This window comes from Nocardioides sp. YJ-D4 (assembly GCF_054031495.1).
Genome location: NZ_CM132932.1, coordinates 5,385,069 through 5,408,035, shown reverse-complemented (window position 1 = coordinate 5,408,035; position 22,967 = coordinate 5,385,069). Strand labels below are relative to the sequence as shown.

Here is a 22,967-nt window from a genome sequence, read left to right as displayed (position 1 = left end):
CCGGACCGCCGGCCGCGCCACCCGCGTCCGCGTCATCTGGTCAACAACCGGGCAACAGCGCCCGCCTGGAGCGCGGATGTCGCGTAGCCTCGCCCGGTGCCAATCTTCGCGAACCTGGCCGGCGCATCTCGGGCACGCCGCTCCGCCCTCGTCCTTGTTCTCCCTGTCGTCGCCGCTGTTGCGCTGGCGGCGGCCGCCGTGGTGGTGGTCAGCCCCGGCAACGCCGCCACCGCCACGACGATCAAGCGGTGGGAGTCCCGGCTGGCCGGCCTCGGCTGCAACGTCGGCCGCGTCGACGGCCGCGTCGACGCCCACACCCGCACGGCCGTCGTACGATTCCAGACCCGCCACCGCCTGAGCCCGAGCGGTCAGTTCACGACCACCACGCGGACACGGCTGATGGCGGCGACGGCGAAGCGGTGCGACGTACGGCCGGTGCCGGCGAGCACTGGGTCCGGACGCCGCATCGTGATCAGCCAGCGACAGGACTGGGTCTGGCTGGTGCGCGCCGACGGGTCCATCCGCGCGCAGGGCGGGATGATCGACGCGGAATGGCTGGACAAGCAGTGGTACACCACCGGCTCCTACTGCGGCCGACCGGCGCGCGGCAACCCACGTACGAACTACAGCGGCACGCAGTGGCTCTACCACTTCGTCCGGTTCGCGCCCTGCGGCGTCGCCTTCCACCGGGTGCCGGTGAGCATGCGAACGGGTCGTCAGATCCACCCGAACTGGTATCTCGGCACCGACGAGAAGACCTCCGACGGCTGCATCCGCCTCAGCGCCACGATGGCGGCTGAGGTCTGGGACTTCACCAAGGTCAAGACCCGCGTACGCGTGGTGTGAGCTCGACTGACGCTCCGACCCGGAACCTGTCCCGCGCCGCACCGGCTCAGGGTGCAACACATGTTCCCGTTGGCGCGTCATGAAGGCACATATCGCCCGGACTCGGAGGGTTCACATGAAGAAGCTCGTCGTCTTCCTTCTCATCGGCGCGCTCGCACCCGTGTTGGGGCCGGTCCTCAGCGCCCAGGCGCTGCCGCCCGACCTCGTCTGCGACGGCGGCTACCACCACCGGACGTTCCGTCATGTAGTCGTCCCTGACGGCGCCCGCTGCGTGATCACCAGTTCCAGGATCACCGGCAACGTCCGCACCACCGGTGCACCGAGGGTGGTCAGCATCACCGACACGCATGTCGGCCGGAACATCCACGTCCGCAACGTCGTCGAACGCGTCACCATCGGAGCCGCCGGGTGCCGCGTGGACCCGGTCGCCGGACGAAACCTCATGGTCCGCAACTCCCGCAACGTGGCGATCTGCGAGATGTCGATCGCCAACAATCTCGTGGTACGCGACAATCGGGGAACCTTGATGGTCCGGGACAACAAGGCGTGCAACAACCTCCGCGTCGTCGGCAATCACGTGCGTTCCCTGCGTGTCCTCAGGAACTCCTACGCCGGCAACTTCTCGGTGGCTCGCAACAGCTGGGTGGACCGCAAGATCGTGAGGGACAACGTGGACCTGCACCAGAACCCTGCCGCGTGCCGTCGGAAGTGATTCCCCGCCACCGTCACGACCTCCACGAACGCGATTCCGGGTCCGAGTGTCCTCGCACGTCGGATCAAAATAGGCAAGAACCGCTACCGGCACCCGCTCGACAGCAGCGACAAGGCGATCACCCCGGCGAGCACCTCCGCGACGCCGAACAGGGTGCCGGCGTGCATGGTCCCGAGGTGGTTGGCGTTTCCGTCCATGCCGACCTCGGCCACCACATGGCCCGGTACGGCCCGGGTGATCGTGATCCCCATCTCGCCCATGCGCGGCACCAAGGCGCCGAGTCGGATACCCGGTTCGGGCCGGCCGATCATCTCCGGTAGGAGAGGACGGTCATCATGCCGGCCTCGGCGTGGTAGACGTTGTGGCAGTGCAGGGCCCACTGGCCGGGATTGTCGGCGACGAGGTCGACCTCGAGCGACTGCATGGGCCGTACGATCACGGTGTCCTTGCGAGCGCCACCGTCCACGAGACCGAAGGTGTGTCCGTGGAGGTGCATGGGGTGGAACATCATCGACCGGTTGCGCAGACGCAGCCGCACCCGTTCCCGCTCGCTACGTCCAGCGGCTCGTGATCGGGGAACGGCGCCCCGTTGATCGTCCACCGATAGCGCATCATCCCACCCGCGATCACCGCGTCGAGACGTCTGTCGACGGGGGCGGGGTCCAGGCGTACGGCCGGATCGGCCGTGAGGTCGCTGCCGAGGACCAACCGGCGGGAGAGCTCGGGAATCGCGGCACCACCGAGCGTCCCCCGGCCGGTGCGGACCACCGCCAGCGCGATGCCCGTCTTGCCCTCGGCCGAGGCCATGAGCGGGAACACCCCGTCTGCGAGGTCGACGGTCACGTCGTACCGCTCGCCCATGCCGATCAGCAGCGCGTCGGTCGTGGTCGGTACGACCGGGAACCCGTCGCTGTGGGTGACGGTGAGGCGGTGGCCGGCGAGCGCGAGCCGGAAGGCGGTGTCGGACCCGGCGTTGACGATCCGCAGCCGGGCCCGCTGTCCCGGCCTGCCCGTCAGCGTGACGGGCGCGTCCGGCGTACGGCCGTTGAGGAGGTAGGTCGGGTAGTCGACGTCCCCGGCGCCACCGAGCACCGGGGAGCGCATCGACCCTCCCATCATCCCGCCGTGGCCCATCCCTGTCGTCGACATCAGGTCGGCGAGGACCTCGTCGGGGGTCCGGCCGGTCCCGTCGACCCAGTCGTCGAGGACGACGACCCACTCCTGGTCGTAGTCGCCGGGGTCCGCGGGATCGTCGACCACGAGCACCCCGTAGAGACCGCGGTCGAGCTGTACGCCGCTGTGCGGGTGGAAGAAGTAGGTGCCGGGATCCGAGGTGGTGAACTCGTAGGTGAAGGGAGCGCCCGGGCGGATCGCCTTCTGGGTGATCCCGGGTACGCCGTCCATGTCGTTGCGCAGCGCCAGACCGTGCCAGTGGACGCTGGTCTCCGCCGGCAGCCGGTTGGTCACCTCGACCCGGAGCAGGTCACCGGCCCTCGTCCGCAGCAGCGGCCCGGGCACCGACTCACCGTAGGACCAGGTCTGGACGGTCCGAGAGCCGAGATCGATGGTGGCGGGCCGAGCGGTCAGGCGCTCGGTGTGCACCCGCTGCCCGGGTGATCGCCGCCGCAGCTCGGCCGCGCGGACCTCGTCCGAGCCCGGACCGATCACCTGGGCAGCCGATGGTCCGCCGCGCTCGTCGGCGCAGGCGGCCAGTGCCCCTCCGGTCATGGCGAGAACCGAGCCCACCAGGACCGCGCGCCGACCGACGGGGCGCGGCGTCATCAGGTGCCGCCTGCCCGGTCGCTGCTGCGATCCCACCACATGACGGGCTCCCTTCGATCCCACGTCCTCCGCCATCCTCCCCCGCCTGACGCGGACCGGCAGGAGCCGTTGGGATGCGCACGGAGGTCCGAAGGTCCCGAGCCCGAAGGACCTTTCGCCGACTTCTCCGATACCCCGCGGGGGTAGCGTTGTCACCGTGACCGAGTGGACCTGCCCGATGCACCCCGAGATCCGCCGCCCCGGACCCGGGGCGTGCCCCATCTGCGGGATGGCGCTGGAGCCGGTGACCCTCACGGCGGGCGAGGCGCCGAGTCCCGAGCTCCTCGCGATGAGCCGCCGGTTCTGGATCGGGCTGGTGCTCACTATCCCGGTGGTGGCTCTGGAGATGGGAAGCCACTTCATCGACCGGGTCGGGGAGGCGATCCCACAGTCGACCTCGAACTGGTTGCAGCTCGTCCTGGCCACCCCGGTGGTGCTGTGGGCCGGATGGCCCTTCTTCCAGCGTGGGTGGGTCTCGTTGCGCACCCGCAACCTCAACATGTTCACCTTGATCGCGATGGGAACCGGGGTCGCCTGGCTCTACAGCGTGGTCGCCACCATCGCGCCAGGGATCTTCCCGGAGTCCTTCCGGTCCGCGTCCGAGATGGGCATGGGGACGGGTGCCGTAGACGTGTACTTCGAGGCGGCGGCCGTCATCACGGTGCTCGTCCTGCTCGGCCAGGTGCTCGAGCTGCGTGCACGAGAGCAGACATCGGGAGCGATCCGAGCCCTCCTCGACCTCACCCCGACGACCGCGCGCCGCCTGCGCCCGGACGGGACCGACGAGGAGATCGGTCTCGACCAGGTGCGGATCGACGACACGCTCCGAGTGCGGCCAGGTGAGAAGGTCCCGGTGGACGGCCAAGTCCTCGACGGCCGGTCCAGCGTGGACGAGTCACTTGTCACCGGCGAGTCAATGCCGGTGCCCAAGACGACCGGCGACGCGGTGATCGGCGGCACCATCAGCACCACCGGCGCTCTGGTCATCCGGGCGGACCGGATCGGCCACGACACCGTGCTCGCGCGGATCGTCACCTTGGTCGCCGAGGCCCAACGGTCCCGCGCCCCGATCCAGCGGATGGCCGACCGGGTCGCCGGCTACTTCGTCCCGGCGGTGATCGCGATCGCGGTCATCGCCTTCGTGATCTGGGCGATGGTCGGCCCCGACCCGCGGGTCGTCCACGGCCTGCTCGCCGCGGTCGCGGTCCTGATCATCGCCTGCCCATGTGCGCTCGGACTGGCGACACCGATCAGCATCAAGGTGGGCGTCGGCCGTGGCGCCACCCACGGCGTGCTGATCAAGAACGCCGAAGCGCTGGAACGGATGGAGCGGGTCGACACCGTTGTCGTCGACAAGACCGGGACGCTGACCGAGGGGCGCCCGGCGGTCACCGACATCGTGCTCTCCGACCCAGCCGGGGACGCGGACGAGCTGGTGCGGCTGGCCGCGGGCGCCGAGCGAGCCTCCGAGCACCCGCTCGCCCGCGCCATCGTCGAGGCCGCCACCACTCGTGGGTTGGCGGTCCCGGACGTGACCGGCTTCGACTCCCCTGTCGGACGTGGCGTGCTCGGCACCGTCGACGGTCACCGGGTGGCGCTGGGCAGCGCCGACTTCCTGAACTCGCAAAGAATCGACCCCGCCGCACTGAGACCCGAGAGCGACCGGCTTCGCGGCACCGGGGCCACGGTCATACTGGTTGGCATGGACCAGCGGCTCGCCGGTGCCCTCGCCATCGCCGATCCGATCAAGGAGACCACCCCGGCCGCTCTCGCCGACCTCCGATCCCAGGGAGTTCGGGTCGTCATGCTCACCGGCGACAACCCGGTCACCGCCCGGGCAGTGGCCGCCTCGCTTGGCATCGACCGGGTTGAGGCCGGCGTGCTGCCGGACCGTAAGGCAGACGTCGTCCATCAGCTCCGCGCCGAAGGAAGCGTGGTCGCGATGGCCGGGGACGGCGTCAACGACGCCCCCGCTCTCGCCGCAGCAGACGTCGGCCTGGCCATGAGCTCGGGCACCGACGTGGCCATGGAGTCCGCCGGCATCACACTTCTCCACGGGGATCTCACCGGCATCGCCAACGCCCGCCGCCTCTCGGCGGCGACCATGCGCAACATCCGGCAGAACCTGGTCTTCGCCTTCGTCTACAACGTGGCCGGCATCCCGGTGGCCGCCGGCGTGCTCTACCCGTTCACCGGACTTCTGCTCTCCCCGATCATCGCTGCCGCGGCCATGGCACTCTCCTCGGTCAGCGTGATCGCCAACGCCCTGCGGTTGCGCACCGCACGACTGGGCTGATCAGGTCACTCCCCTGCCGGATACGGCGACTCCGCCAGCAGCCCGGCGAGGTGGGCGATGTTGCGGGCCATGGTCCTGGTCGTGCCCGCGGTCTTCTCCGGCGTCGGGTTCTTGTCCTTGTAGTCCACGCCCTGCATGGCCTCGCCGACCCAGTAGGTCGAGCCGTTGGCGGGGATGGTGAAGCCGACGTCGCTGAGGGCTTGGCAGAGCTCGGCGGTGACGTGGTGGGCGCCGTCCTCGTTGCCGACGACACCGATGCCGGCGACCTTGTCGTACGTCAGCATCCGGCCGTCCTCGTCGGTCTCGCTGAGCTCGGCATCGAGGCGCTCGAGCACCATCTTGCACACCGAGGACGGCTGGCCCAGCCAGATCGGGGTGACCAGCACGAGCGCGTCGGTGGCGAGCATCCGCTCGCGCAGCCGCGGCCACGCGTCGCCATCCCCCTCGTCGGTGGACACTCCGAAGCGGACGTCGTGGTCGACGACCCTGACCATCTCGCCCTTCACCTCGTAGTCCGCGAGCGCCGAGAGGATCTGGGACCCGAGCAGCTCTGAGCTGGACTCGTCGGGCGAGCGTTTGAGAGTGCAGTTCAGGATCAGACAAGTCGTTGACGTCATGCCACCTGGTAACCGGCGGGCTCTGCCGTCATGCGCCGATGACCGTACCTCCCACCCGCAGGTGCAGGTCCTCGAGCCGGGCGATCTGGTCGTCGGCGCGGCGGATGAGCTCGTCCAGCTGCAGCGGGTCGATACGTGGGTCGTCCTCGGTGGCGGCACGCAGCAGCTGCCATCCGGCCCGCTTGGCGGTCACCGCGTCCCGCAGTGCCTCCAGCTCGAACAGGTCCGAGAGCGGCGAGCGCCGCACCAGCCGTCCGTTAGGCTTGAACCGGCCGGCGAACTCCATCGCGCGCCCCGTCGTGGCGGCGATGCGCGACGGGGTGGCCCCGGTCGCCATGATGATCTGCCGCAGCTGCTCCCGGTCCTCGTCGATCTCGGTCGCCAGCTGACGTACTCGGGCGGCCACGTCGGTGTCGGAGTGCGAGTGGCCGACTCGCTCGAACAGCGCGGCTCCGGCGCTGGACCCTGCCCAGTGGTGCTGCAGGTAGGCGTGCAACATGTCGTCGTTCATGGCTGCTCCTTGTCCGGACGTCAGGGTCGTAACGGCGGGAGCTCGCTGCCCGCCTTCTGTGGGATCCCGGACAGGACGGCCTCGAGCGCGTCCATGGCCGAGTGGCGCGGCTGCCAACCGAGGTCGAGCTCGGCGCGGGTGGTCGACATCAGCGGCAGCTGCATGACCGCGTCCAGGAGGCTGCCCGGGACCGGCGAGAGCCGGGCATACCAGGCACCGTCCAGGCCATGACGCGCGAGACGCGGCGGGACCTCGACCGTTCGAGCGTCCATCAGCTCGCCGAGCTCGTCGCGGCCGATGACGCCGTCCCCGGCGAGGTTGTACGCGCCCGTCACATCGGTGGTCGCTGCCGTGGCGAGGGCCCGGCCGACATCTCCGGCGTGCACGGCCTGGAACCGCAGGCCGGCAGGCACCGGCACCACCGGGATGCGTCGCCGATCCAGGAGCTCCGGCCGCGCCAAGGCACCGCCGAAGATGCGGCGTTGCTCGCTGGCGGCCGAGCGCTGGAAGACGAATGCGGGCCGGACCCTGACCAGGCGGACCTCGGGGTGGGCGCAGGCGAAGGCGTCCAGGGCCCGTTCGACGTACGCCTTCTCCCGGCAGTACGCAGCAGAGGAGGCCCCGTCGGTCTCCCAGGTCTCGTCGACCGGATCGTCGTGATCGACCGGCGAGTAGGCCGCCACCGAGGAGGCGCAGACGAGAGCCGGGACGCCTGCCCGGGCCACGGCCTCGAGGACCCTGCGCGTACCGACGGCGTTGGTGGCCCAGGTCTCCTCGGGCCGATGTGTCGGCTGGAACTTCCAGGCGAGGTGTACGACTGCGTCGGCACCTTCCACCACCGGCTCCAGGTTGGCCGTCGACACGTCGGCCACCCGCCACTCGACGGAGGCATGCTCGTGGGTCCGAGGCCCGTCGGGAGCCCGTCGCGCGACGGCGACGACCTCGGCGGCCCCGTCGGCGGTGAGTGCCCGGATGGTGGCGCTGCCGAGGTTTCCCGACGCGCCGATGACGACCACCTTCATGTTGTCCACGCCCTCCCTGCGGCCGGTCTGCTGGGTGAGCCTCACCGGTACCCATCGCGACCGGGTTCAGCACTGCCGCTCGCCAGGCTCGAATCGCCGGATCCGGGTACCGCAGGGGTGACTCGATCCGAAGGAGGCACATCCATGAAGGCAGTCACCTGGCAAGGACGGCGCGACATCCGAGTGGACGACGTCCCTGATCCGCACATCATCGAGAACGACGACATCATCGTCGAGGTGACCTCGACGGGACTGTGTGGTTCCGACCTACACCTCTACGAGGTGCTCACCGGGTTCATGACACCGGGCGACGTGGTCGGGCACGAGCCCATGGGGATCGTGGCCGAGGTCGGCCCCGAGGTTCGCGAGGTGAGCGTCGGCGACCGCGTCGTGGTGCCGTTCAACATCAGCTGCGGCACCTGCTGGATGTGTCGGCACCACCTGCACTCGCAGTGCGAGACCACCCAGAACCGCGACCAGGGCACCGGCGCCAGCCTCTTCGGCTACAGCTCGCTCTACGGCCAGGTCCCGGGCGGCCAGGCGGAGTATCTGCGCGTTCCCTTCGGCAACCAGCTGCCGATCAAGGTCCCGCACGGACCGTCCGACGACCGCTTCCTCTTCCTCTCCGACGTCCTGCCGACCGCCTGGCAGGCACTGCAGTACGCCGACCCCGACCCGGACAGCACGGTGCTGGTCCTCGGCGCCGGTCCCATCGGTGACATGGTGAGCCGCTTCGCGCTCGACGCCGGCCATCGGGTCATCACCGTGGACCGCGAGCCCGAGCGGCTCGCCAGGGTGCGGCAACGCGGGGCCGAGACGATCGAGCTCGATTCCGGCAACGTCGCCGAGCGGGTACGCGACCTCACCGATGGACGCGGAGCCGATGCCGTCATCGACGCCGTCGGGATGGAGGCCCACGGCTCGCCCATCGTCGAGGGGATGACCAAGCTGCTGGCCATGACGCCCGGAGCCGTGAACCGGCCGGTGATGCAGGCCGCCGGCGTGGACCGGATGGCCGCGCTCCACACCGCTTTCGACGCCGTACGCCGCGGGGGCACCGTCTCGATCGCCGGGGTCTACGGAGGCGCTATGGACCCGTTCCCGATGATGCAGCTCTTCGACAAGCAGGTCAGCATCCGCATGGGCCAGGCCAACGTACGCGCCTGGACCGATGACCTGATGCCGTTCCTCGAGAACGGCGAGGACCCGCTCGGCGTGGACTCGTTCGCCACCCACCACCTCCCCCTGAGCGAGGCTCCGGAGGCGTACAAGTCCTTCCAGGAGAAGTCCGACGGGATGGTGAAGGTCGTCTTCAAACCGTGAGCCGAGCACGGCGCCGGCTGCCGTTGACCAGGTCGTTGAAGCGGTCCACGGCCCAGATCGCTCTGAGTCCGGCGCGGCTCATCATCATCGGGCGCGGGAAGCTGGGCTTCTCCTTCCACACCGTCTGCAGGTCCTCGTGCCGCTCGCCGTCGACGATCGCGTCGGCGATGAGCGTCCCGATATAGGGTGCCTGGGCCAGGCCGTGACCGTTGCAGGCGATCGAGTAGTAGATGTCGTCGCCGACCTGGCCGGCAAGAGGGAGCCAGGACGAGGTGATCGCGATCCAGCCACCCCAGGCGCGGTTGATCGCCACGTCGGACAGCGATGGAAAGCGCGTGGCGAAGGCTCCGGCCAGCTCCTCGACCAGCCCGGGGTCGGGCACCTTCTCCGGGAGCGGATAGCTCGTGCCCCGCTCGAGGCGGCGTACGCCGAACACGATGGTGTTGCGCGGCGTCAGGCGGTAGTTCTCCATGATCGCGTGCTGGGTGACCAGACCCATGCGGCTGGTCCAGCCCAGCGCGGCCAGACGGTCAGGTGCGATCGGCTCGGTCTCCACCTCGATGACGTAGATCGGCACGGAGAGGTGCTTCGGGGTGATGTCCCACTCCCCCGCGTACGCGTTCGTGGCCAGCACGACCTTGTCCGCCCGAACCCGGCCGTGCGGGGTGGTCAGCACGACCTGGCCGCCGTTGCGCCTGACGTCGGTGACCTTCGTCTGCTCGAAGACCCGCGCGGAGGAGTCGAGCAGGACCCGGCGCATGCCGAGGCTGAACTTGCCAGGGTTCATCCGCCCGCCGACGACCTCGCGCATCCCGCCGACGAGCCCTCGCGGGATCCCGAGCTCCGCAGCTGTGCCGACCTCGACCTGCCCACCGGCGCGGGTCACGATCTTGGCCACCCGGCGTACGCGGCCCATCTGACCGCGCGAGACCGCGGCGAACGCGTTGCCGGTCGCTTCGTAGTCACAGTCGATGTCGTGCTTCGCGATGAAGTCCTCGACGTGGTGGGCGGCGTGCTCGGCCAGCCGCATCATGCCCGGCATCTTCTTGCGCGAGAGCAGGTCGAGCAGCTGGAGGTCGCCGCCGGGTGCGCCGGCCAGCTGGCCCGCGTTGCGCGAGCTGGCACCGTGGCCGCAGAACTCGGCCTCCAGCAGCACGACGTCCTGACCACGCTCGACGAGCCGCAGCGCGGTCGACATCCCGTTGATGCCTCCGCCGATGACGACGACCTCGCAGTCGAGGTCTCCGTCGAGGGCTCCCCGGACGTCGGCCGGTGGGTCGACCCACCCGGTGAAGGCGGTGTAGGTGACGTGGTCAGTGTTCATGCGCGGACCACCTTTCGGTCATCGCCGGCCGGTTCGAGGCCTGTGGCGACGTTGTTGTCATGCAATGCGCCGTAGGCGCGGTAGTAGACGAACATCTGCACTCCCCAGGTGGTCAGCGCCAGCACGTAGAACACCGTGCGGTGCGCGTCGTCGGGGAACGGGAAGAAGTCGTACATGAGGGCGATCGCCGTCGCCGCGGCGCTCGCCATCCCGGCGGCGACCGCGTGGCCCCTGGCTCCGATGGTCCACAGACGCCACGAGAAGTAGGCGAGGAACGCGGTGGTGAGCAGGTTGGCCACGAGGTAGTACGACGCAGGTCCCACGTGCAGCTCGTGGCCGCGGAACTGCTGCAGGTAGAGACCGGCGGCGATCGCGAGCCCGAAGACGCCGACCTCGACCGGCACGCTGGGCTTGTAGCGGTGCGTGACACGCATCAGGCCGAGGACGGCGATCAATGTGATGCCCACCGACCGCGAGAACGCGTCGAAGAAGTAGGCGATGTCGTACAGGAGGTGGCCCTCGTCGCCGCTGATGAGCGACCAGAGCAGGAAGTTCGAGCCCGACGTCGCGACGACCATCCACTCCAGGCCGAGCAGGTAGTTGTCGTAGCGCCGGATGAACTTCCATCCGTAGGTGAAGCCGACGACGATCATCCACAGATCGGCCAGCAGGAAGAGCAGCTCTTTCATGTCAGATTTCCTTCAGGTGAGATGGAGGGAGCGGATCAGGCGGCGAGCCGGCTGGTACGCCGGCGCGCGCGGGCACGGGAGACCAGCACGGTCACCACGACGAGCAGCGCAAGAACTCCGGAGATCCAGTAGCCGGTGCCGTAGAGACCCTCCGCGGCCACCTCGAGCGTCGTCCCGGGGACGGGAACCAGCGAGGCGCTGAGGTCGGCGCTGACGAGCGCCGTGCCGAAGGCGAAGCCGACGGCCATGAAGGTGCCGGCGACGCCGGCCGCCATCCCGGCCTTCTCCTCGGGCACGGCTGCCTGCACCAGGGTGAAGCCGGCGGCGTACCCGATGCTGCAGCCCAGGCCCATGACGGCGGCGCCGACCAGGTAGTGCCACTGCTGGTCGTGGAACATCGCCAGCCAGGCCAGGCCGGCCGCGCTGATGAGGGCACCCACGACGAACACGGGTACGCCGCGTCCGTTGGCGACGGGACGGTCGACCACCGCGCCGCCGACCAGGAACGTCACCGCGAAGGGCACCATCAGCCAGCCGGTCTCCAGCGCGGTGAGCCCGAGGCCGTACGCGTCGACCGGGCGAAGCGCCTCGGGAATGACCTGTGCGTAGGTGCTGAGCAGGAGCAGGAACGCCGAGTTCACCGCCGCGAACAGGGCGATGGACAGGCAGGAGGCGGTGACCAGCGGCGTACGCATCAGGGCCACGTCGAAGACGGCCGTCGACGACCGGCGCTGGGCGCGAATCCAGGCGACGCCGCCGACGATGCCGATCACCAGCGGGATCAGGGCCGCGTTGCCCCAGACGAGACCCTGCGTCAGGGTCAGCAGGATCGCCGCGACCCAGCCGATCATCCAGACCGTGCCGACCACGCCGATCCGGCCGGCGCGCTCGGCCGGCGGGGCGTGCGGGACCAGGACGTACGTCGCGAGGGTGGTCGCCGCGCAGGCGGCGGTGAGGATGACGAAGAAGCTGCGCAGCGACAGGGTCTCGACGATCAGGCCGCCGCCGATCATGCCGGCGACGATGCCGGCGCCCGTGGCGATCACCAGGACGGCGACACCGATGGTGATGCCGGACTCGCCGAGGTTGCGTCGCAGGAATCCCAGCGGCAGCAGCTGCGCAGCGCAGCCGAAGCCCATCAGGGTGCACCCGGCGAGGAGCGTCGGGTAGGAGTCGCCGATGGCCGGGACTGCCGCGCCGACGGTGAGGAACGCGGACGCGGCAACGGATGCGTTCCGGTCGCCGTACAGGTCGGCGAGGCGAGGCAGGAGGATGAATCCCGCTCCCCCACCGAGCGTCAGGGCCGTGTAGAGCCAGGTCGTCTCGGCCACCGTGGCGAGCCCGTACTGCGCCTGGATCACCGGCAGCAGCGGCGGAAGGATGAAGATGACGGCGTTGGTCAGCACGACCATCAGCGCGCCGATGCCGATGAGCCGACCCTTGTCAGGCCTGTGCCCTGTCGTCGCCCGGCGGCGTGCTGCCGCTTCTTCGTTGATCTGCGCCATGGGTTGTCTCCGATCCGAGGAGGTGTGATCCGGCTCATACGCTACGACTTAGTTAGTCAGATGATCAAGATTTATGACTAAGATGTTTGACTAAGTTTTCCCTGGCGGGGATTCCGATGGCGGCACTGTTATAGTCGGATTGACTTAATCAAGCGCCCAACTCGGTCGCACGAACACCCTCGGAGGACCTGATGGCACGCATCCCCGTCGCGCAGCGGCGTCGCGACTTCATCGAGGCCGCCGTCGAGGTCATCGCCGCCCACGGGATCGACGGCGCGACGACGCGCCGGATCGCCGAGCAGGCCAAGGCCAACGTGGCGATGCTGCACTACTGCTACGACTCGAAGGAGGACCTCTTCGCGGACGTCTACACCTTCGTGGCCGGCAAGTACCGTGAGGTCATCGAGGGCAGCGACCCGCACACGACGCTGCCCGACGCGGCCCGCCAGATTCTGCGCGGCGTGATGGAGTGCTACCTCGACTCCCCCAGCTTCACCGCCGCGACCTTCGAGCTCGTCAACTGGGCTCGGCGTCAGCACGGCGACCGCGGCATCGCCGTCTACGACCAGGCCTTCGAGACGGTACGCAAGGCACTCCAGGAGGCCTCCGCCGGTGACCCGGTCGCGCCGGAGGTCATCGACGAGGTCACGTACGTCCTGGCCACCCTCGCCGACGGGTTCGGCGTCAACTGGCTGACCTACGGCGACGCCTCTGTCGCCCGGGCGCAGATGGACCTCAACTGCTCCGTGCTGGAAACCTGGCTCACGACCCGGCTCGCGGCGGTGCCGGCCAAGGCCTGAGGCACCGCCGCGCCGGCTCTCACAGCGGCAGGTCCGGGGAGTCCACGCCGACGACCCGGTCGCCGCAGAAGACGCGTACGGACTCGGCCGGCCCGTGGCCACCGATGCCGGCCGGCCCCCAGAAGCTCTGGGCCGAGTCGTCGCCGAGGTCGGCGACCTTCGCGCCGTTGATCCGGACCTCGCCGGCGACGATGCAAGCACCGACGTAGATCGCGCGGTCGGTGTCGGTGCCGAACACGTAGGCGTCCAGGCCGGAGGGATGGGCGTTCGCGATCCGCAGGGCCTCCTCGTCGGAGTCCACGGGGTGCAGCGAGACGAGCGGACCGAACAGCTCGGCCGTCGCCCGCCGCGGATCGGCACCGGAGGCGACGGTGGGCGAGAGGAAGAAGCCGCCGAGCTCGGGGAGCGCGGCGGGCTGGTGGATCGTCGCTCCGAGCTCGCGCAATCCGTCGATCCGGCTCTGGAGGGTCTGGAAGTGCGGCTTGTTGGAGATCGGTCCGACCTGCGTGTCCTCGTCCAGGGAGTGACCGACGGTGAGCTTGGCGATCCTCTCTGTCAGTGCTTCCAGCAGAGGGTCGACCAGGCTGCGGTGGGCGAGGATCTTGCCGGGCCCCTCGCACCACTGACCGTTGAGCTTGGTCATGCCGTCGAGGATCCCGTCGGCGGTGACGTCGAGGTCGGCGTCGTCGAGCACCAGCACCGGATTGTTGCCGCCGAGCTCGAGCTGCAGCACCTTGAAGTCCTCCGCGCCTGCGCGGGCGATGGCACGCCCAGCCGACGGTCCGCCGGTGAACGAGACGACCTTGATCCGAGGGTCGGCCGTGAGTCGCGCGCCCACCTCACCCCTACCGTGGACCAGCTGCAGCGCACCCGACGGGAGGCCCGCCTCCACGAAGCACTCGACCACGATCTGGGCGCTGCCCGGCGCATGCTCCGAGGGCTTGAGGATCACCGGACATCCGGCCGCGACGGCGCTGACGACCTTGGCGGCCGGGATGAAGCTCGGGCCGTTCCACGGGGTGAGGATCGCCGCCGGTCCCCACGGGACCTTGTAGAGCCGTACGTCACGACCACCGGCCGCCAGGGCGGTGACCCGCGGGATCTCCCGCAGGTCAGCGGCCGTGGCCCGGATCCGGAAGGGCAGGAAGGACGCCACCGTGCGGGTGGCGCTGATGGGCGTGCCGCTGGTGAGCGCATCCGTGCGCGCGAGGTCCTCGGTTCTGCTCTCCAGGAGCTCCGCCACGCGCTCGAGCATCTCGGCCCGCTCGTGCCGGGCCTCCTCGTCCCAGCGGCCGACGTCGTACGTTCGTTCCGCATGCCGCAGGGCGCGCTCGACGTCGTCGAGCGGGGTGGTGACGGTCCGATGGACGGGCTCGAGCGTGTTGGGGTCGAGGTTCCACGCGTCGTCGGCCGTGGTGCACTCGCTCCACTCGTCGGCGATGTAGTTGACCGGCTGGGCGATCGTGATCTCGTTGCTGGACATCAGGGTTCCTCTACGGATTCGTGGGTCAGGACTGGAGGTCGACGACGATGCGGGTGACATCACCGGACTTCATCGCCTCGAAGCCCTCGTTGATCTCGGCGAAGGGGACGACCCGGGTCACCATCTCGTCGAGGAGCAGGCGTCCCTGCTGGTAGAGCCGGGCGAACTGGGCGATGTCCTCGCGCGCCTGGCCCGATCCCATGTAGGAGCCGATGAGCCGCTTCTCCTCGAAGAAGAACGACAGGGCGGGCACGCTGATCTCGGTGCCGGCCGGCGCGATGCCGACCAGGCACGCGGTGCCGGTCGGCCGCAGGAGCGCCAGTGCGGTCTCCGCGGTCCGGGCGGAGCCGACCGCCTCGAACGAGTAGTCGACGCCGTCGCCGAGCTGGCGGCGGACCTCCGCGACCGTGTCGCCGTCGCCGCCGTTGATGACGTGGGTGGCGCCGTACGTCCGGGCAGCTTTGAGCCGGTCCTCGTCCAGGTCGATGGCGACGATCGCGGAGGCGCCGGCCAGCCGCGCACCCTGGATGATCGCCGACCCGACGCCACCGCAGCCGACGACCGCGACCGTACTGCCCGGGCGCACCTGAGCACCACGGAAGACGGCGCCGACGCCGGTGACGATGCAGCAGGACAGCAGGCACCCGACGTGCAGAGGGACGTCGTCCGGCAGTCGTACGAGCGCGCTCTCCCGCAGCAGGATGTGCTGCGAGAACGCTCCGATGGCGGCGAGCCGCTCGATCGGCCGCCCGTCGAGCGTCTCGAACGCGGAGCGTTGCCGACGGCGTACGTCGTCCAGACGCAGACACTGGGTGGAGCGTCCGGCGTCGCAGTTCACGCACCCGCCGCAGGAGGGGGTCAGGGCGCCGGTGACCCGGTCGCCGGGACGCAGCGAGGTCACGGCCGAGCCGACCGACTCGACCACACCGGCCACCTCGTGTCCGACGACGACCGGGACGTCCGTCGGCACCGTTCCCGTCATGTAGTGGAGGTCGCTGTGGCACAGCCCGGCGTGGCTGACCGCGACCCGGACCTCGTGCGGCTCGGGGTCGTCGACGCGGATGTCGGTGAGCACCAGCGGTGCTCCGAGCTCGTTCAGCACGGCAGCTCGGGTGGTGATCATGCGGTGGTCTCCCTCGTGTTCCAGAAGCCGGCGACGCCGGCAGTGAGCAGTCCGCTCGCCCAGGCCTCGTGGGCGGCGTGGTCCTCGCGCTCGAAGGCGGCCTCGACCTCAGCGGCCAGGGGCCGCAGCAGCGCGAGGTGGAGCGCCGTGGTGTTCCCCTCGGGGGTCCAGGCGTGCACGGTGTCGACGGCGCGCTCGACGAGCTGGTCAGGCTCGACCACCTCGTCCAGCAGACCGATCCGCAGCGCCTCAGCCGACGGGACGCGAGGGGAGCCGAGGACCATGCGCATCGCGTGGTTGCCGACCAGGCGCCGGAGCAACAGGCTGGTCGCGTTGGAGATGGTGAGGCCACGGGCGTTCTCGGGCTGGAAGTACTCGGTCACCGGAGTGCCGATCCGGGCATCGCAGCACAGGGTGATCTCGGAGGCACCACCGACGGCGAGGCCGTTGACCGCCGCGACCACGGGGACCCGGGTCTGCAGGATCGCCCGGGTGACGTCGTGGAAGCTCTCGAAGGCCTCGTGGACCTCGGCCTCCGTGGTCGGCGCGTGCTGAAGGTCCTCACCGGCGGAGAAGGCACGGCCACGCCCGGTGAGGACGATGCCACGGAGGGTCTCGCCGGTTCCGTGCTCACGCACCAACACCGCCAGGCGACGCCGCATGCCGACGGTGAGGGCGTTGAGCTTCTCGGGACGGTCGAGAGTGATCACCGCGACGTCGCGTACGACGGCGACGTCGAGATGATCCTCACCGGTTGCAGGGCCGGTAGCAGGGATGGTCATGGTCAGCTCCTCGGTCGGGCGAAGTCGTAGGTGGTGCCGGGCTCGGTGGCGGCCCTGGCTTTGAGCGCGGGCTTCGAGACCCGCTCGGAGGGGGTACGCGGAAGATCGGTGACGAACTCGACGTAACGGGGCACCTTGAACCGCGCGAGCTCGGAACCCGCGCGCTCGAGAAGCTCCTGGGCGGTGGCCCGGTCGCCCGGCACCCCTTCCCTGAGCTGGACGAAGGCCTTGACCTCCTCGCCCAGGACCTCGTCGGGTACGGCGACGACGGCCGCCGCGACGATCGACTCGTCCCTCTCGAGGGCGGCCTCGACCTCTGCGGAGGCGACGTTCTCGCCGCCGCGCCGCACCATGTCCTTGAGCCGTCCGACCAGCTGGATGCCGCCGTCCGGACGGCGGACGACGAGGTCGCCCGTGTGCAGCCAGCCGTCACGCAGCACGTTGGCGGTGGCCTCGGGACGGTTCCAGTAGCCATCCATCATCGGCCGGCCCGAGATGACGAGCTCGCCCGGCTCACCGGGCGGGACCTCCTCCCCCGGCTCGACCGGATCCTCGATGCGCACCTGCTTGGTCGGCACCGGCCGCCCCAGGCTCCCACTGCCCACGGCAGCGGCGTCGTCGTCGAACGAGCTGACCAGGTCGATCCCCGACTCGGTCATGCCGTAGACCTCGCGCCAGGGCGCACCCCACCGCTCCTCGAGCTGGGCATGGAGGGCGACCGGGATGCCCGAGCAGAGCACCATCCGAAGGTCGTTCTCCCGGTCCTCGGCCGCGGGCGGCTGCTTGAACAGCAGGGTGGGCATCGAGCCGAGGACGTAGAAGAAGGTCGCCCGGTGGCGGCGTACGTCGGCCATGAACGTCGAAGCCGAGAACCGCGGCAGCACGACCAGCGGGGCACCGAGCGTCAGGGCGAGCGCGGTGTTCCACTGCGGGTCCATGTAGGAGAACGGCTGCGAGGTGAGGAGTACGTCATCGGCCCCGAGCCCGGTGGCTCCGGCGCAGATCCAGCCCAGACGAACCCAGTAGTCGTGGCTGAGCATGCATGCCTTCGGGAACCCGGTCGTGCCCGAGGTGTACTGCAGGTTCGCGAGCGTCTCGGCTGCGACCGGCACCTCGGGCGCCCTGACCGGGAAGCGCTCGGACCCGTCGTCGGGGACCTCGACGACACGAACTCCGGCCAGCTCGGGCTCCTCGATCAGCACCTCGATGACCAGGCCGGAGCGCTCGGCATCGGTGAAGACGACCCCGGCACCCGAGTCCTTCAGGACGAAGGCGAGGTCGGAGCGCTGGTAGCCGCAGTTGACCGGCACTGCGACCGCGCCGGCCTTCAGCACGGCCAGCCATGCCACCGGCCAGTGCACGACGTTCGGGAGCATGATCGCGACCCGGTCGCCCGGGCGTACGTCGTCGACCTCGATCAGCCGGTGGGCGAGCCGGGAGGTCCAGGCGTCGATCTCGGCGAAGCTCCACGACCACTCACCGAAACGCAGGAACTCCCGATCTCCGCAGTCCTGTGCGCGCTGTGCCAGCAGCTGGCTCAGCGTCGGGACGGCGGGGTCGTCACTCATCCGTTCGGCCGCGACGGCAGGTCCGGCCGTGACGTGTGCGTTCACTGGGGGCTCCTCTGCTCTCGCCCGGCGGGTTCGTGGTTCGCGAGCCGCTCCATCGCCTGCTCGACGACCCACGTCAGCGCCGGGTCGTTGCTCTTCATCCACTCCGGGTGCCACTGGACGCCGAGGACCGGCCGTCCCGGCACCTCGATCGACTCGACCACGCCGTCATCGGTCCGACCGGTCACAATGACCCCGGCGCCGCAGCTGTCGACGGCCTGGTGGTGCCAGGAGTTGGTGATCGTGTCCTTGCCGAACAGGCCGGCGGCGATCGAGCCCTGTGTGAAGCTCACGACGTGGTCGACGGTGCCGTCCGTGGGCGCGATCTCGGCTGAGAGATGGCTCACCGGACCGTCCGGAAGATGCGGCACGAGGGTGCCGCCGAGGGCGACATTGAGCACCTGCAGGCCACGGCACACGCCGAGCACCGGGATCCCCCGGTCGATCGCCACGCGGACGAGCGCGATCTCGTACGTGTCTCGCGCGGCGTCGTGAACCATCGGGTTCGTGCGGGGGTCGATGTCGCGCACCACCGAGGTGTCTCCGCCCCAGCACGACGGATGTACGTCCTGGCCCCCGGTGATGACGACGCCGGAGAGCCAGTCGCAGACCGCCGCCGCATCGGTGTCGTAGGACAGATGCACCGGCAGCCCGCCGGCCTCGGCGATCCGGGTCGCGAAGTCCGACATGGAGGTGTCGATGCAGCGGTCGCCGTAGCGCGGGTCGGCTCCGTTGAGCACGGACAGCTGGAACCGGCGTCCGGTGATGCCGATCAGCGGCCGCAGCACCCCGGCCTCGTCGCGCGCGCTCACGGGAACTCGAAGTATCGCTGGGACTCCCACGCGGAGAGCTCGGCGAACGGGTCGCCGCCCTTGGTGTGGAACTCCATCCACTCCCATCGGCGGGAGGCGACCCAGAAGTCCACGAACTCGTCGCCGAGGTACTCGCGAAGCAGCGGATCGGCGTCCAGCGCCGCGCCGGCCTTCGACATCGTGTCCGGGATCCGCCTCACCCCAGCGCTCTCGGGGAGGCACCAGGCCATGTCCGTGACCTGCTCGGGCGGCTCGATCCGCCGCTCGATCCCGGCCAGCACCCCAGCCAGCACACCCGCCAGCGCCAGGTAGGGGTTCACGTCGGCGCCCGGGAGCCGGTACTCGAGGCGCGAGTACTTGGGGTGGCCGGTGATGGCCCGCACCGCGGCGGTCTTGTTGTTGACTCCCCAGCAGACCGTCGTCGGCGGCCCGGTCAGGTCGACCAGCCGTCGGTACGAGGTGATCTGCGGCAACGCGATCGAGGTGTTGCCCTCCATCGTGGCAAGCAGCCCGCCGACCGCATGCCGCATGAGCTCCGACGGACCGTCCTCGGCGAAGAATCGGTTCACGCCGTCGCTCTGGAGCGAGAGGTTGATGTGCGCTCCCTGACCGAATCCGGCGGTCGGTTTGGCCATGAACGACACCGTGTGGCCCCGCTCGAAAGCGACCTCGCGCATCACCTGGCGGGTACGCGCCCAGCTGTCGCCCAGCCCGACCGGGTCGGTCGGCGCGAGGTTGAGCTCGGTCTGGCCGGGTGCAGCCTCGTCGGTCCAGGCCTCCCACGCGATGCCGACGCTGTCGAGCCGCTCGACGACCGCCTCCATGTAGTCGACCCAGTCCTTGGACCGGGCGAGGTGGTACGTCGCCCCGGTGCTGCCGCCCAGCGGAGTGAGGTCGCGATAACCGCGGGCCCTGGCCTCCTGGACGGACTCCTCGAACAAGGTGGCCTCGATCTCGACGGCCACGGTGGCGGCGTACCCGTTGTCGGCGAGGCCGGCGACTAGCTTCCGCACGAGGTTGCGCGGACAGATCGGGACCGGATTGCCGTCCTTGAGCCAGTAGTCACCGATCACCGAGTCGAGACCGGGCTTCCACTCCACCAGGGTCGACATGTCCGGGATCATCTGGATGTCGTAGAGGTTGCCTCGCCACTCCGGGAAGGCGTCGCCGAGGACGATCTCGTTGTTGAGGTCGATGGCGAACAGGATGTCGGCGAAGGCGAAGCCGGTGTCCTTTCCGGACGCGAACTTCTGCGGCGAGACGTTCTTGCCGAGGAGGCTGCCCTCGTGGTTGGTGGCCTCGAGGCGTACGGCCCCTCGGGCTTGTGCGAGCTCAGACATCGAACCGGACCTTCCAGGATGCGGCCGTCATGACGGACAGCTGGGACAAGGTGCCCTGGACCTGCACACCTGCGTCCAGGGAGGCGAGGAAGTCGTCGGCGCCGCTGAAGACACCCGCGAGCAGATCGGCGGGACCGGCGATCAGGTACGCCGTCGTCCCCTCCCCGAACCGGCCCCGCTCGGTGCCGTCCGGCCCAGCAGCCTCCACGAGGAGGACGTCGGGGATTCCGGCGATGTCGCAGGTCAACTCCCAGAACCGCACGGCCGCGTCGCGCCAGTGCGGCAACGGTGGGCGCAGTGCGCGCAGGACGCGCGCTGCGATGTCGGCGTCGCCGGCCGGCTCCTGGGTCGGCGCGAACCGGGCGTGGAGGTCGACCAGGAGTGTCGCGTCAGGCTCGACGAAGACTCCGCTGGTCACCTCCACGGCACCGTCGCCGAGCACGATGGTCGCCGTCTGCGGGGTGTCGTGGGATCGGATCGCGACGGTGCCGGCGACGCCGGCGGTCAGATCCTCGGCGGGGCGCCCCGGTCCCGAGGCCCGGCTCAGGGTGCGCCCGATCAGGCGGACCAGCGGCGTCGCGTCGTCCTCGATCGCGACGCGTATCGCGTCGAAGCGCTCGCTCGGCGCCTCGATCGTCGTGCTCTCGGTCATCTCTCGGTCCTCCTGGCTGATCGGCCGACATCGTTCTTAGTCACATGACTCAATCGATTGGCTAAGATCGTGGACCCGAAGAACTCCCTTGTCAACCGCCTGGGCGAGATTGACCGATCGGCGACCAACGCCATCCGAACCCTTGACGCACCGTGATCCCTGACACACACTTAGTCATACGACATAATCAAATGACTAACTTTGCGTCGACAGAAGGGATCAGGACATGACGACCAGCAGCGCGTCTCCCGGCGGGCCGGTCGCACCGGAGGACAGGCCTCCCGCCGACGGCCTCGACCGGGGCCATCTCAGCCGCAACCAGCTCGTCGCGCTGGCGCTTGCGTCGTACGTCCCGCCCGTCGGGCTGGCCTCGGTCCCGGCCCTCGTGCTGGTCACGGCCGGCAACGGCAGCTGGCTGGGCGCCCTGATCGCCGCGGTCGCCACGAGCCTCGTCGGGCTCTCGGTCATCGCCTTCGCCCGACGGTACGTCGTCACCGGATCGATCTACTCCTACCTGCCGCATGTCTTCGGCCCGTGGGCTCGGATCCTGGCCGGCGCCGCGCTCTTCCTCGGCTACGTCGCACAGATCGGCGCGATCGCCTTCCTGGTCGGCCTCTTCTCCGGCAGCTTCCTGCTCTCCCTCGGGTTCGAGGCGAGCTTCGACGTCGGCGTGCAGATGCTGATCTACAGCGCTGCCGTGCTGATCGCCGGAACGATCGCCTACCGAGGGCTGGACACCTCCGTGCGTACGGCGGTCACACTGGCCGTCGTCTCCGTGCCGCTGATGCTGGTCATCACCGTGGCCGCCGCCGCGAGCGCAGGGCTCGATCTCGGTGCCCAACTGTCCCTTGAGGGAGCCACACCGAGCGGCATCTTCCAGGGGGTCGCCGCCGGCGCGGTCTTCCTCGTCGGCTTCGAGAGCAGCACGGCGCTCGCCGCCGAGACCCGCGACGCGCGACGATCCGTACCCCTCGCCGTCATGTGCGTGCCGGTCGCTCTGGGCGCGCTGTACGTGGTAGCCACCCTGCTTCAGGTGCCCGCCCTCGTCGCCGCGAGCGACGCACTTGCTGCCGGCACCTCCCCCGCCGCCGCGCTCGCCACCGAAGGCGGGCTCGGGAGCAAGGTGGCGAGCGCGACCGACCTGGTGCTCGCGGTCGCGACCTCCGCTGCCCTCATCGGGTTCGTCAACTACGGCTCACGCTTCGTCGCGACCCTCGCTGCCGACGGCCTGCTGCCCGCCCGCGCCGGCCGGATCCACCCGCGCCACCACAGCCCCGCGGTCGCCGTCGTCACGATCTGCGCCCTCGGACTGGGAGCGATCCTGGTCATGGTCGCGCTCAACCCCGACGACATCGTCGGCGTCTACAACTCGGTCGCGACGCTCATCGTCTACTTCTGGGTCGTCCCCTACCTGCTCGTCTGTGCCGGCGCCCTGCGACTGCTCAGCCGCGAGAGGCGGCTCAGCCCGCTCGCCGTCGTCGGCGCCGGCCTCGGCGCCGCCGCGATGGCGTGGATGTACCTCAACGGCCTCGTCAACCCACCCGCCCCGCCCCTGGACGCGATGTCGTACGTCGCCGTCGTCGCCGTGGCCGCGGTGTTCATCGTCCTCCTCGGAGTCGATCGCCGTGGCCGCTCTCGCCGCCCCGCCCGGGAGGTCGGATGACCGTCCGAGCCCGCAGCACCCGTCACCAGCCCCAGC

22 protein-coding genes are annotated in these 22,967 nt (G+C 69.9%); 6 read left to right on the top strand and 16 right to left on the bottom strand.

The features are described from left to right. The first annotated feature begins 96 nt into the window (after positions 1-96). Positions 97-846, top strand: a complete 750-nt coding sequence (locus ACW14X_RS25830) for a L,D-transpeptidase family protein (protein ID WP_457163807.1) — start codon at positions 97-99, stop codon at positions 844-846. A gap of 115 nt (positions 847-961) precedes the next feature. Then, positions 962-1,558, top strand: coding sequence for a hypothetical protein (locus tag ACW14X_RS25825; RefSeq protein WP_457163806.1), 597 nt, complete (start codon positions 962-964; stop codon positions 1,556-1,558). A gap of 83 nt (positions 1,559-1,641) precedes the next feature. Here ACW14X_RS25825 and ACW14X_RS25820 read toward each other — a convergent pair whose 3' ends face one another. Genes ACW14X_RS25820 through ACW14X_RS25810 form a run of 3 tightly spaced genes read right to left on the bottom strand, consistent with a single transcriptional unit; the run spans position 1,642 to position 3,340 of the window. Further along, positions 1,642-1,869, bottom strand: a complete 228-nt coding sequence (locus ACW14X_RS25820) for a DUF4442 domain-containing protein (protein ID WP_457163805.1) — start codon at positions 1,867-1,869, stop codon at positions 1,642-1,644. Beyond that, the gene (locus ACW14X_RS25815) at positions 1,866-2,054 is read right to left on the bottom strand and encodes a multicopper oxidase domain-containing protein (RefSeq protein WP_457163804.1); all 189 of its coding nucleotides are present in this window, start codon (positions 2,052-2,054) and stop codon (positions 1,866-1,868) included. Before ACW14X_RS25815 ends, ACW14X_RS25820 begins: the two co-directional genes overlap by 4 nt. 11 nt (positions 2,055-2,065) lie before the next feature. Next, positions 2,066-3,340 (bottom strand): multicopper oxidase family protein, encoded by a 1,275-nt coding sequence (locus ACW14X_RS25810; RefSeq protein ID WP_457163803.1) that lies wholly within the window; start codon positions 3,338-3,340, stop codon positions 2,066-2,068. Between the two features lie 196 nt (positions 3,341-3,536). On the opposite strand from ACW14X_RS25810, the gene ACW14X_RS25805 reads away from it, so the two are divergent. Continuing rightward, a complete protein-coding gene (locus ACW14X_RS25805) occupies positions 3,537-5,675 on the top strand; it encodes a copper-transporting P-type ATPase (RefSeq protein ID WP_457163802.1) in 2,139 nt (712 codons plus the stop codon). 5 nt (positions 5,676-5,680) lie between these two features. On the opposite strand, the gene ACW14X_RS25800 is transcribed toward ACW14X_RS25805, so the two are convergent. Genes ACW14X_RS25800 through ACW14X_RS25790 form a run of 3 tightly spaced genes read right to left on the bottom strand, consistent with a single transcriptional unit; the run spans position 5,681 to position 7,870 of the window. Continuing rightward, positions 5,681-6,292, bottom strand: a complete 612-nt coding sequence (locus ACW14X_RS25800) for a flavodoxin family protein (protein WP_457163801.1) — start codon at positions 6,290-6,292, stop codon at positions 5,681-5,683. A gap of 28 nt (positions 6,293-6,320) precedes the next feature. Next, positions 6,321-6,803 (bottom strand): hypothetical protein, encoded by a 483-nt coding sequence (locus tag ACW14X_RS25795; RefSeq protein ID WP_457163800.1) that lies wholly within the window; start codon positions 6,801-6,803, stop codon positions 6,321-6,323. 20 nt (positions 6,804-6,823) lie between these two features. Beyond that, complete coding sequence (locus tag ACW14X_RS25790) at positions 6,824-7,870, bottom strand: NAD-dependent epimerase/dehydratase family protein (protein WP_457163799.1); 1,047 nt, start codon at positions 7,868-7,870, stop codon at positions 6,824-6,826. A gap of 99 nt (positions 7,871-7,969) precedes the next feature. Here ACW14X_RS25790 and ACW14X_RS25785 point away from each other — a divergent pair, with 99 nt between their 5' ends. Beyond that, positions 7,970-9,148: an alcohol dehydrogenase catalytic domain-containing protein gene (locus ACW14X_RS25785; RefSeq protein WP_457163798.1), complete on the top strand. Its 1,179-nt coding sequence runs from the start codon at positions 7,970-7,972 to the stop codon at positions 9,146-9,148. Here the strand turns inward: ACW14X_RS25785 and ACW14X_RS25780 are convergent. The 3 genes from ACW14X_RS25780 to ACW14X_RS25770 are packed head-to-tail and all read right to left on the bottom strand — an operon-like array spanning position 9,138 to position 12,666. After that, complete coding sequence (locus ACW14X_RS25780; protein ID WP_350839607.1) at positions 9,138-10,472, bottom strand: NAD(P)/FAD-dependent oxidoreductase; 1,335 nt, start codon at positions 10,470-10,472, stop codon at positions 9,138-9,140. The genes ACW14X_RS25785 and ACW14X_RS25780 overlap by 11 nt on opposite strands. Further along, positions 10,469-11,161 (bottom strand): hypothetical protein, encoded by a 693-nt coding sequence (locus ACW14X_RS25775; RefSeq protein ID WP_350839605.1) that lies wholly within the window; start codon positions 11,159-11,161, stop codon positions 10,469-10,471. Before ACW14X_RS25775 ends, ACW14X_RS25780 begins: the two co-directional genes overlap by 4 nt. Positions 11,162-11,196: 35 nt before the next feature. Further along, positions 11,197-12,666 (bottom strand): MFS transporter, encoded by a 1,470-nt coding sequence (locus tag ACW14X_RS25770; protein ID WP_350839603.1) that lies wholly within the window; start codon positions 12,664-12,666, stop codon positions 11,197-11,199. Positions 12,667-12,857: 191 nt separating this feature from the next. On the opposite strand from ACW14X_RS25770, the gene ACW14X_RS25765 reads away from it, so the two are divergent. Next, positions 12,858-13,466, top strand: a complete 609-nt coding sequence (locus ACW14X_RS25765; protein ID WP_350839602.1) for a TetR/AcrR family transcriptional regulator — start codon at positions 12,858-12,860, stop codon at positions 13,464-13,466. A 19-nt stretch (positions 13,467-13,485) separates the two neighbouring features. Here ACW14X_RS25765 and ACW14X_RS25760 read toward each other — a convergent pair whose 3' ends face one another. Genes ACW14X_RS25760 through ACW14X_RS25730 form a run of 7 tightly spaced genes read right to left on the bottom strand, consistent with a single transcriptional unit; the run spans position 13,486 to position 21,268 of the window. Further along, complete coding sequence (locus tag ACW14X_RS25760; RefSeq protein WP_457163797.1) at positions 13,486-14,949, bottom strand: aldehyde dehydrogenase family protein; 1,464 nt, start codon at positions 14,947-14,949, stop codon at positions 13,486-13,488. Positions 14,950-14,974: 25 nt separating this feature from the next. Then, positions 14,975-16,072: a zinc-binding dehydrogenase gene (locus ACW14X_RS25755; RefSeq protein ID WP_457163796.1), complete on the bottom strand. Its 1,098-nt coding sequence runs from the start codon at positions 16,070-16,072 to the stop codon at positions 14,975-14,977. After that, positions 16,069-16,854 (bottom strand): enoyl-CoA hydratase/isomerase family protein, encoded by a 786-nt coding sequence (locus tag ACW14X_RS25750; protein ID WP_457163795.1) that lies wholly within the window; start codon positions 16,852-16,854, stop codon positions 16,069-16,071. The genes ACW14X_RS25755 and ACW14X_RS25750 overlap by 4 nt, the downstream gene beginning before the upstream one ends. 2 nt (positions 16,855-16,856) lie before the next feature. Then, a complete protein-coding gene (locus ACW14X_RS25745) occupies positions 16,857-18,467 on the bottom strand; it encodes a class I adenylate-forming enzyme family protein (protein WP_457163794.1) in 1,611 nt (536 codons plus the stop codon). Continuing rightward, positions 18,464-19,276, bottom strand: a complete 813-nt coding sequence (locus ACW14X_RS25740; RefSeq protein ID WP_350839592.1) for a gamma-glutamyl-gamma-aminobutyrate hydrolase family protein — start codon at positions 19,274-19,276, stop codon at positions 18,464-18,466. Before ACW14X_RS25740 ends, ACW14X_RS25745 begins: the two co-directional genes overlap by 4 nt. Further along, positions 19,273-20,616 carry a glutamine synthetase family protein gene (locus ACW14X_RS25735; RefSeq protein ID WP_350839590.1) on the bottom strand — a complete coding sequence of 448 codons (1,344 nt, stop codon included), beginning with the start codon at positions 20,614-20,616 and terminating at the stop codon, positions 19,273-19,275. The genes ACW14X_RS25740 and ACW14X_RS25735 overlap by 4 nt, the downstream gene beginning before the upstream one ends. Then, on the bottom strand, positions 20,609-21,268 hold the full coding sequence (locus tag ACW14X_RS25730; protein WP_350839588.1) for a hypothetical protein: 660 nt from the start codon (positions 21,266-21,268) through the stop codon (positions 20,609-20,611). Before ACW14X_RS25730 ends, ACW14X_RS25735 begins: the two co-directional genes overlap by 8 nt. 226 nt (positions 21,269-21,494) lie before the next feature. On the opposite strand from ACW14X_RS25730, the gene ACW14X_RS25725 reads away from it, so the two are divergent. Beyond that, positions 21,495-22,931: an APC family permease gene (locus ACW14X_RS25725; RefSeq protein ID WP_457163793.1), complete on the top strand. Its 1,437-nt coding sequence runs from the start codon at positions 21,495-21,497 to the stop codon at positions 22,929-22,931. The last annotated feature ends 36 nt before the right edge of the window (positions 22,932-22,967 follow it).